Origin of the sequence: Nocardiopsis yanglingensis, from assembly GCF_045809185.1 — a bacterium.
Taxonomy (GTDB): Bacteria; Pseudomonadota; Gammaproteobacteria; order Xanthomonadales; family Xanthomonadaceae; genus Stenotrophomonas; species Stenotrophomonas yanglingensis.
Genome location: NZ_JBJNRH010000025.1, coordinates 21,624 through 29,845, shown reverse-complemented (window position 1 = coordinate 29,845; position 8,222 = coordinate 21,624). Strand labels below are relative to the sequence as shown.

The 8,222-nt window shown below is 66.8% G+C and carries 10 protein-coding genes; 4 read left to right on the top strand and 6 right to left on the bottom strand.

From position 1 onward, the window contains the following. On the top strand, positions 1-879 hold an 879-nt coding region (locus tag ACJ7C5_RS20590), incomplete at its 5' end, for an IS110 family transposase (RefSeq protein WP_412704923.1). Between the two features lie 11 nt (positions 880-890). Here the strand turns inward: ACJ7C5_RS20590 and ACJ7C5_RS20585 are convergent. Together ACJ7C5_RS20585 and ACJ7C5_RS20580 are read right to left on the bottom strand one after the other, a co-directional pair. Further along, the gene (locus ACJ7C5_RS20585) at positions 891-1,214 is read right to left on the bottom strand and encodes a hypothetical protein (RefSeq protein ID WP_412704922.1); all 324 of its coding nucleotides are present in this window, start codon (positions 1,212-1,214) and stop codon (positions 891-893) included. 68 nt (positions 1,215-1,282) lie between these two features. Next, entirely contained in the window at positions 1,283-1,699 is a 417-nt protein-coding gene (locus ACJ7C5_RS20580; RefSeq protein ID WP_088023804.1) for a hypothetical protein, read from the bottom strand. 120 nt (positions 1,700-1,819) lie between these two features. Here ACJ7C5_RS20580 and ACJ7C5_RS20575 point away from each other — a divergent pair, with 120 nt between their 5' ends. Continuing rightward, the gene (locus ACJ7C5_RS20575) at positions 1,820-2,074 is read left to right on the top strand and encodes a hypothetical protein (protein ID WP_255253429.1); all 255 of its coding nucleotides are present in this window, start codon (positions 1,820-1,822) and stop codon (positions 2,072-2,074) included. Between the two features lie 88 nt (positions 2,075-2,162). Here the strand turns inward: ACJ7C5_RS20575 and dmeF are convergent, their stop codons facing one another. Further along, entirely contained in the window at positions 2,163-3,149 is a 987-nt protein-coding gene (gene dmeF, locus ACJ7C5_RS20570; RefSeq protein ID WP_412704921.1) for a CDF family Co(II)/Ni(II) efflux transporter DmeF, read from the bottom strand. A 51-nt stretch (positions 3,150-3,200) separates the two neighbouring features. Here dmeF and ACJ7C5_RS20565 point away from each other — a divergent pair, with 51 nt between their 5' ends. Continuing rightward, a complete protein-coding gene (locus ACJ7C5_RS20565) occupies positions 3,201-3,485 on the top strand; it encodes a metal/formaldehyde-sensitive transcriptional repressor (protein WP_412704920.1) in 285 nt (94 codons plus the stop codon). On the opposite strand, the gene ACJ7C5_RS20560 is transcribed toward ACJ7C5_RS20565, so the two are convergent. Further along, a complete protein-coding gene (locus ACJ7C5_RS20560) occupies positions 3,473-3,853 on the bottom strand; it encodes a MerC domain-containing protein (protein WP_412704919.1) in 381 nt (126 codons plus the stop codon). The genes ACJ7C5_RS20565 and ACJ7C5_RS20560 overlap by 13 nt on opposite strands. Before the next feature lie 69 nt (positions 3,854-3,922). Here ACJ7C5_RS20560 and ACJ7C5_RS20555 point away from each other — a divergent pair, with 69 nt between their 5' ends. After that, the gene (locus ACJ7C5_RS20555) at positions 3,923-5,248 is read left to right on the top strand and encodes a GTP-binding protein (protein WP_412704918.1); all 1,326 of its coding nucleotides are present in this window, start codon (positions 3,923-3,925) and stop codon (positions 5,246-5,248) included. A 136-nt stretch (positions 5,249-5,384) separates the two neighbouring features. Here ACJ7C5_RS20555 and ACJ7C5_RS20550 read toward each other — a convergent pair whose 3' ends face one another. Together ACJ7C5_RS20550 and ACJ7C5_RS20545 are read right to left on the bottom strand one after the other, a co-directional pair. Then, positions 5,385-6,992: an ABC-F family ATP-binding cassette domain-containing protein gene (locus tag ACJ7C5_RS20550; protein WP_412704917.1), complete on the bottom strand. Its 1,608-nt coding sequence runs from the start codon at positions 6,990-6,992 to the stop codon at positions 5,385-5,387. A gap of 227 nt (positions 6,993-7,219) precedes the next feature. Beyond that, positions 7,220-8,119, bottom strand: coding sequence for a LysR family transcriptional regulator (locus ACJ7C5_RS20545; RefSeq protein ID WP_285319650.1), 900 nt, complete (start codon positions 8,117-8,119; stop codon positions 7,220-7,222). Positions 8,120-8,222: the final 103 nt, after the last annotated feature.

Sequence of the window (8,222 nt, the reverse complement as noted above, 5' to 3'; positions counted from 1 at the left end):
CTGGATGTTGCCGTCCATGAACAGGCCTTTCGCCAGTTCAAGAACAGCAAACGTGGCTGGAATAGCCTGATCCGGTGGTTGCAGCAGTGGCCAGCCAAGCAGGTCGTGCTCGAGGCCAGTGGCGGCTACGAGCAAAAGGCACTGGATGCGCTGCATGAAGCAGGCCTGCCGATGGTACGAATCAATCCTGGCCGTGGCCGCAGCTTTGCCTCAGCCACGGGAAAGCAGGCCAAGACCGATCGTATTGATGCCATGGTGCTGGCCCACATGGCCGATGCCCTAAAGCTGACCCGCTACGTACCGCCAGCGGCTTGGCAGCGCCGTCTGGGTGAGCTGTGCCAGCGACGTCGCCACCTGGTCCAGATGCGGGTGAGCGAGCATCAGCGCATGCGCGCGTTCAGCGAACCCGGCCTGATTTCCATGCTGAATCAGCACCTGCGCGAGATCCAGAAAAGCATCAAGCAGCTCGACGCCACCATCGCAGCGCTGCTGGCCGAACAGGAAGGATGGCGTGACTTTGCCAAGCTCAAAGGTGCCGGCCCGGTGTTGATGGCAACCCTAGCCTGCGAGCTCCCAGAGCTGGGCAAGCTCAGCGGGAAAGCCATCTCGGCCTTGGTAGGGGTTGCCCCCATGAACCGCGAAAGCGGCACCTGGAAAGGGAGACGGAGCATTAGCGGTGGCCGCGCCGTTGTACGCGAAGCGCTCTACATGGCGGCGCTGACCGCCAAACGCTATGAGCCTCGGCTCAAGGAATTTTTTGAATCCCTCGTCAAGCAGGGCAAGCCGGGCAAGGTGGCTTTGGTCGCGGTGATGCGCAAGATGCTGGTGATCCTCAACGCCCGCAAAAGGGATGCGGAGGCCCAGATGGCCTCCGCCTGACAAGACAGTTGCTACAGCTGGCCGGTGCAGCTGAAGCCGTGCGTGGTGCCTTCCCCTGAGATCATGCCGACGCCACGCGAGGGCTGCATGCCCTGCAGCGCGCACGACCGACGGTGGACCTCCTGGGTTTCCGGTGGCTGCCGATCAAAGTCATAGCGCAGGCTGCCGTCTTCCTGCATCAGCCAATGCACGGTAACGCGCTCATGGCGACCATCACCGAGATCCCAGTCCAGGGTGCGCATGATCAGGGTCTGGCCATCGGGCAGTTGCCGGACTTCGTCATAGGCACCCTGGGTCTTCGGCGCGCTTACCGCAAGCAGCAGAAACAGCAGCATTGGCATCGCTCCTCAAAGAAGACAGGTTGTACCCATAGTGCCCTGCGCCGCCATCAGAATCATTGCGTCTACGGGCACTTCACCGCATACACCGGCCCAGCCCCGATCAGCATCAGCGCCATGTAGTCACTATCACTGGCCTTGCCCTTCAGCGTCGCGCCCTTGTTGAAGTGGAAGATACCGAAGCCACCAGCCATGCGGATCAATGCGCTGTCGATCTGTTCGGCGTCATCGCGGAAGTAGCGACTGATCTCGCTGCGGGTGGCCTTGTGCAGGGCATTCGGCTCGCGCTGCCACTGGTCGCCGCGGCTGAAGGAGACGAAGTACTGGCCGCCTTCCTTGTCGATGCGGAAGTCAGCCGGTTTGCGCGCGCCGGTGGCGAAGCAGCCCTGCAACGGGTCGGCGCTGAAAGGAAGCCCGGCGTCGCCACCGCAGGCGGTGAGCAGGAGGAGGGCACCGGGCAGCAGCAGGCGGAGCGTGCGCATGGGATGTCCCGACGGGGCAGGTGCGGCTAGTGTAGGCAGCACACGGGCGTGGTCCGTACAGAAATTCGGCAAGGACACAGGGGTTTTCGGATGGCGAAGGGCAAGGCACCGTGGTGCGGCATGGCCAGTTGGCTGGGGATCGTGGTGGGCTGGGGCGCGGGCAGCCTCGCTGCGCAGGCGGCGGTGGCCGCAGGTGGCAATGGCATGGCTGCGGGATTGGGCGTGGGGGTGCTGGGCGCGGCGCTGGTGGGCTGCGGTCTGGCGGTGGCCTCGCGCGTGCGCGGAGAGCGCTGGCCGTGGATCGGCATCGGTGGTGCGGTGATGAGTGCGCTGCCGCTGCTGATGTACCTGCTGCGGATGATGTTGAAGCTCTAGCGGTAGTGCCGGCCGCTGGCCGGCACCTGCAGGTTGCGTGCGGCGTTCATGGGATTGCCGGCCAGCGGCCGGCACTACCCGATGTGATTCACGCGCTGCGGTGAATCTCCACCGTCACGTGCACCAGCTCCTCATGGATGGCCAGCGCATTGCGCACGGTATCGGCATCCAGGCTGGTATCACTGGTCACCACGCTGGCGCTGACCGCGTACTTGCCGCGACCGACCTGCCAGACGTGCAGGTCCGCCAGGCGTGCCGGCCACGGGCCCTGTTCGATTACCTCGCGTACTTCGGCCACCACCGGTGCGTCCATCTGCGCGTCGAGCAGGATGCGGCCGCTGTCGCGCAGCAGGCCGATCGCCCAGACAGTAACCAGTACGGCGCCGACCAGGCCCATCACCGGGTCCAGCCAGGTCAGGCCCAGCAGCTTGCCGCCAAGCAGGGCGACGATGGCCAGCACCGAGGTGGCGGCGTCGGCCAGCACGTGTACGTAGGCCGAGCGCAGGTTGAGGTCGTGACCGTGTGCATGGCCGTGATCGTGGTGTTCGTGATCATGCCGATGGTGTTGGTCGTGCCCATGCCCATGGACATGCCCGTGGTGGTGATGCGCGTGGCCCGGGCTGTCGTGCAGCCACCAGGCGCAGAGCAGGTTCACGCCCAGGCCCACCGCAGCGATGGCAATGGCTTCGTTGTAGTGGATCGGCGCCGGTACCCACAGCCGTTCCAGCGATTGCACGGCCATCAGCGCGGCGACGCCAAGCAGGGCGATGGCGCTGGTATAGCCGGCCAGGATCTCGATCTTCCAGGTGCCGAAGGCGAAGCGCGGATCGTGCGCGTAGCGGCGCGCGCAGCGGTAGGCGAACACCGAGAGGCCCAGCGCCAGCGCGTGCGAACTCATGTGCCAGCCGTCGGCGAGCACGGCCATGGAGTTGAACCACCAGCCGCCGACGATCTCCACCAGCATCATGCTGACGGTGAGCCACAGGGCGCGGCGGGTATTGCGTTCGGCCAGCGGGTTGCCGTCGTCGAAGCGGTGTTCGTGGCGACGGGCAGCGGCGAGGGCGTCCAGGTGCATGGGGGAACCAAGGGGTGGAGTGTATACCCCCATAGGGTATATGATCCGGTCATGGCCCACGTACACAAGAATCGAAAGCAGCTGCTGACCCGGGTGCGCCGTATCGCGGGTCAGGTGGCGGCGTTGGAGCAGGCGCTGGACAGGCCGGAGGGTGAGGCCGGCGACTGCGCGGACGTGCTGGTGCAGGTCGCCGCTGTGCGCGGTGCAGCCCACAGCCTGTTGATGGAGCTGCTGCACGAGCACCTGCAGGAACATGTGGTGGGTGCCGAAGACCCGCAGCAGCGGGCGGACGAGGCCGAAGTGCTGGTGGAGCTGCTGCGCCGCTACGGCAAATAGCAGGGGTAGTGCCGTGCGTTCCAGATATGCGTTGCGGCCAGCAGCAGGCTGCCGGTGACCGTCATCGGTGTTTCCCAGTCATGTGAGGGCAAGGCCAGCGCGCCGGCCAGCAACAGGCCCAGACCGACGCCGGCGGTGGCCCAGGCCAGCACCGGCAGCGGGTGACGGCGCTCGGCCCGCCACAGCGCGTAGCCGGTCAGCGGCAGGGCGATGGCCACGAACAGCAGGTGCACCCATTCCGCTTCGGCCCACGCGCCGAACAGGGGGAGCGCGGCGGCCAGCAGCGGCAGCGCCAGGCAGTGCAGCAGGCACAGGCTGGACAGGGCGACCGCGCCGGCATCAAGCAGGGCGGCAGAAGGCGACTTCATCGGGGGAGGTTCCTTGCGCGACAAGTGTTATACAGTAACATTTCCGTTCCGCAGCCAACCCGCTCCGACATGAACACTGTTTCCCGCGCCGACCGTCGCCTTCCGGTCACCGTGCTGTCCGGCTTCCTGGGGGCCGGCAAAACCACCCTGCTCAACCAGATCCTGCGCAACCGCGAAGGCCTGCGTGTGGCGGTCATCGTCAACGACATGAGTGAGGTCAACATCGATGCGCAGCTGGTGCGCGAGGGCGGGGCCGAACTGCGCCGCACCGAAGAGACGCTGGTGGAATTCAGCAATGGCTGCATCTGCTGCACGCTGCGCGATGACCTGCTGCAGGAAGTGCGGCGCCTGGCCGACGCCGGGCGCTATGACTACCTGCTGATCGAATCGACCGGGATCGGCGAGCCGATGCCGGTGGCCGCCACGTTCGCGGTGCGCGACGAGCACGGCTTCAGCCTGAGTGACATCGCGCGGCTGGACACGATGGTGACGGTGGTCGACGGCAGCGCGTTCCTTGCCGACTTCGGTTCGACCCTGCGGCTGGCCGAGCGCGGCCAGCAGGCCGGGCCGGATGACGACCGAGGTGTGGTCGACCTGCTGTGCGAACAGGTCGAATTCGCCGATGTGATCGTGGTCAGCAAGGTGGACCAGGTGGATGACGAAGTGCTGCAGGACACGCTGGCCGTGCTGCGCGGGTTGAACCGCGACGCCAAGCTGCTGCTGTCCAGCTTCGGCGACGTGCCTCTGACCGAGCTGCTGGATACCGGACGTTTCGACATGGAACGTGCGCAACGTGCGCCGGGCTGGGTGAAGGAACTGCGCGGGGAGCACACACCGGAAACCGAGGAGTACGGCATCGGCAGCTTCGTCTACCGCTCGCGACGTCCGTTCCATCCCGCGCGATTCGCCCGCGCGCTGCAGTCGGGGATGCCCGGCGTGATCCGCAGCAAGGGCTGGTTCTGGTTGGCCAATCGCATGGATTGGGTGGGCGAGCTGAACACCGTGGGCGCGGCGACGCGTACGCAGGCCGCAGGCTTCTGGTACGCCGCGCGCGACCGCGTGCGTGCCGGTCTGGAAGACACCGCGCCGTTGTTGCCGCCGACACCGCTGCCGTACAGCGACCTGGGGTGGGCACGGCAGCAGGCCGATTGCTGGAGCGCGCCGCTGCCGGGGCTTGAGGAATTCCCGGATTCGGCTGCGCACACGGCGATGCAGCGGCTGTGGCACCCGTTGTGGGGGGATCGGCGCCAGGAGCTGGTGGTGATTGGCGTGCACATGGATGAGCGTGCGGTACGAGCGGAGCTGGATGCGTGCCTGCTCAACGACCAGGAGCTACGTGCGGGGCCATTGTTGTGGCAGCAGTTGCCGCAGGCGTTCCCGGTGTGGAAGCGCTGACGGTGCATTGAGGCTCTATGGGGTGCCGGCCAGCGGCCGGCACTACCCCGGGTCGATACGCCATGCGTGGATGGCCGACATGGCGGAGTCGAGCACGGCTCGACGCTACAGAATCGAATCCACGCATGGCGTGGATCTACAACGCGTCACGCCACTGCCAACCCTCGGTACTCACCTGCAGCACCTGGGTCGGCCGCAACGCCTGCAGCAGATGCCGGTCGTGGCTGACCATCACCAGCGCGCCCGGCCACGCCGCAAGCAACTCCTCCAACGCCTGCAACGCGCTCAGATCCAGCGCATTACCGGGCTCGTCCAGCAGCAACAGCTGCGGCGCGGGATCGGCGTAGAGCACGCTTGCCAACGCCCCCTTCACCCGTTCGCCATCGCTGAGGCTGTGGGCTGCCCGCTGGATGCGCTGTGCATCCAGCCCGAGCAGGGCCAGCCGTGTGCGCAGCTCACCCGGGTCCGCACCCGGATTGGCGGCCTGCACGGTGTCGAGGATGCTGCGCTCGCCGGACAGCCCCAGCAGCTGCTGGTCGAGCAGGGCCAGTGGAGCATGCCGTTGCACGGTGCCGCTGCCCGCAGGCAGCTGGCCGGCCAATACACGCAGCAGGGTCGATTTTCCGCTGCCGTTGTCTCCGACCACGGCGATGCGCTGCCCCCGGCGGATCTCCAGCTGCAACGGTGCGCTGCAGCCATGGGGCAGGACCAGCGAATCCGCCTGCAGCAGCCGTGCGCTGCCACGCTCGCCTGAACCGGCAAACAGTGCCAGTTCCGGGGCGGCATGCATTGCGGATGCCGCTGCGCGCAGCTGCTCTGCGCTGGCCAGCAGGCGTTCGGCCTGCACCTGCTGTGCGCGGCCGTGGCTGGCCTCGGCGCGCTGCTTCTGCCTGCCGAGCAGGATCGGGGCCTGGTTGGCCTGCTTCGCATCACGGTTGCCACGTGCCTGGCGTTGTTGCTGGCGTTCGTGTTGTTCGCGCGCGCTGCGTTGCTGTTGCCGGTGCTGCGCACGCGCATGGTCAAGCTGTGTGGCAGCGGCTTCACGTTCGGCGGCGCGCGTGTCGGCGTAGTGCTGCCACGGCCCACCATAGCGATGCAGCCCGCGCGCATCGAGCTCGACAATCTGCTGCATGCGGCCCAGCAGCTCGCGATCATGGCTGACCGCCAGCAGGCCGCCGCGCCATTGCTGCAACTGCTCGTACAGCTGCTGGCGATGACGCGCATCGAGGTGGTTGCTGGGTTCGTCCAGGATCAGCCAATCGGCGCCGCTGGCCCAGGCGCCGGACAGCGCCACCTGCATCGCCTGGCCGCCACTGAGGCGCGCAGCAGGCTGGGCGTGATCGAGATCATCGGGCAAGCCCAGCGCCTGCCATTGTTGCTGCAGGCGTTCGCGCAGGTCCCAACGGTCGCCAACGCAGGCGAAGTCTGCCTCGTTGACGCTGCCGCCTTCGATGCGTGCGAGCGCGGACAGCGCTTCACTCACACCGGCCAACTCACCCACGGTGCCGGCGGGTGGATAGCCCGGTGTGGGCAACAGGAACACGCGGCCACTGCCGCGCACCTGGCCACTGTCGGGTGACAGCCGACCGGCCAGCAGGCGTGCGAGCACGCTCTTGCCGGCGCCATTGGCACCGACCAGGCCGGTAGCGACCGGTTCGAAGGAAAACGTCAGATCGGAAAACAGCAGGCGGCCGTCGGCCAATCGATACGACACGCGATCGAGCGTGAGGGAATGCGGGGTCATGCGACCTCCATGGATGCCGGGTTCTCCCCTGCGCGCAGGGGCGGGAAGAGTCAGGCCGTCTGGTGGGAAGACGGCGGCATCAATGGCGCATTGGTCGCGAGCCTCTGGGAGGAATGAGCGGCCAGTATAGCGGGGTTGGCTGAATGGTTTGATGGCTCGACGCTACAAAGGCATCCACGCATGGCGTGGATCTACTGTGGGCCGGGCATGGGGTGGATTGATCGCGCCTACGGCACGGTTTCCAGGCGTGCGCTGACGAAGTCGATGAATACCCGCAGCTTCGGAAGCACGTGGCGGCCGGAGGGCCACAGCAGGTGGAAGATGCCGCAGGAGTGCACATGCTCGTCCAGCACGGTCACCAGCCGGCCGTCGGCCAGTGCATCGCGTACCGAGTGCACCGGCACGAATGCCAGGCCGATATCGCGCAATGCGAGCGCTACCCGTGCTTCGATGGTGTTGGCCACCATGTTTACCGGCAGTTCCTGCGGTGTTTCGTGGTCGGGCCAGTGGATAGGCCACAGTTCCAGCTTGCCGGTACTGGGGAAGCGATAGTGCAGCAGCGTGTGCTGCAACAGGTCGGCCGGCGTGTGCGGCGTGCCGCGGCGCTGCAGGTAGGCGGGCGAGGCGACGATGCGGCGTGGGAATACGCCCAGGCGTCGTGCGTTCATGCGTGAATCGCTGGGCTCGCCGACGCGCAGCACGGCATCGAATCCCTCCTCGATGACATCGACCAGGCGATCGCTGAAATCCAGATCGAGGCGGATATCGGGATAGGCCGCCATGAACTCGGCCATCAGCGGCAGGGTCAGGTCACCCACCAACGGCAGGCCGATGCGCAGTGTGCCGCGTGGCGTGGCGTGTGGTTGTGCCAGCTCGGTGCGCGCGGCATCGCGCTCGTCGAGGATGCGCCGGCAACGCGCCAGGAACAGCTGGCCCTCGGCGGTGAGGGTGATGCTGCGGGTGCTGCGATGAAACAGGCGCACGCCCAGCGCGTGCTCCAGGCGGGCAACGCATTTGCCGGCGGCCGAGGCCGAGATGCCCTGCAGGCGCCCGGTCTCGACGAAGCTGCGGGTATCTGCGGCGTGCACGAAGGTCTGCAGATTGGCGAGGTTGTCCAGGACTGACATGGGCGTGCGGGTAATGAAAGCGGCAGGGTAGGTTGGCGCGGCTGTAGCGGGTGGCTCCGCCATCGCAACACTGTGGTGCGGGGTGGCGTGGGGACCTTTGCGG

Bases quoted from the DNA above. Each gene is read 5' to 3' on its own strand.
- ACJ7C5_RS20555 (WP_412704918.1), top strand. From the start codon at position 3,923: ATGAACACTGTTTCCCGCGCCGACCGTCGCCTTCCGGTCACCGTGCTG.
- ACJ7C5_RS20550 (WP_412704917.1), bottom strand. From the start codon at position 6,992: ATGACCCCGCATTCCCTCACGCTCGATCGCGTGTCGTATCGATTGGCC.
- dmeF (WP_412704921.1), bottom strand. From the start codon at position 3,149: ATGCACCTGGACGCCCTCGCCGCTGCCCGTCGCCACGAACACCGCTTC.
- ACJ7C5_RS20545 (WP_285319650.1), bottom strand. From the start codon at position 8,119: ATGTCAGTCCTGGACAACCTCGCCAATCTGCAGACCTTCGTGCACGCC.
- ACJ7C5_RS20580 (WP_088023804.1), bottom strand. From the start codon at position 1,699: ATGCGCACGCTCCGCCTGCTGCTGCCCGGTGCCCTCCTCCTGCTCACC.
- ACJ7C5_RS20560 (WP_412704919.1), bottom strand. From the start codon at position 3,853: ATGAAGTCGCCTTCTGCCGCCCTGCTTGATGCCGGCGCGGTCGCCCTG.
- ACJ7C5_RS20565 (WP_412704920.1), top strand. From the start codon at position 3,201: ATGGCCCACGTACACAAGAATCGAAAGCAGCTGCTGACCCGGGTGCGC.
- ACJ7C5_RS20575 (WP_255253429.1), top strand. From the start codon at position 1,820: ATGGCCAGTTGGCTGGGGATCGTGGTGGGCTGGGGCGCGGGCAGCCTC.
- ACJ7C5_RS20585 (WP_412704922.1), bottom strand. From the start codon at position 1,214: ATGCTGCTGTTTCTGCTGCTTGCGGTAAGCGCGCCGAAGACCCAGGGT.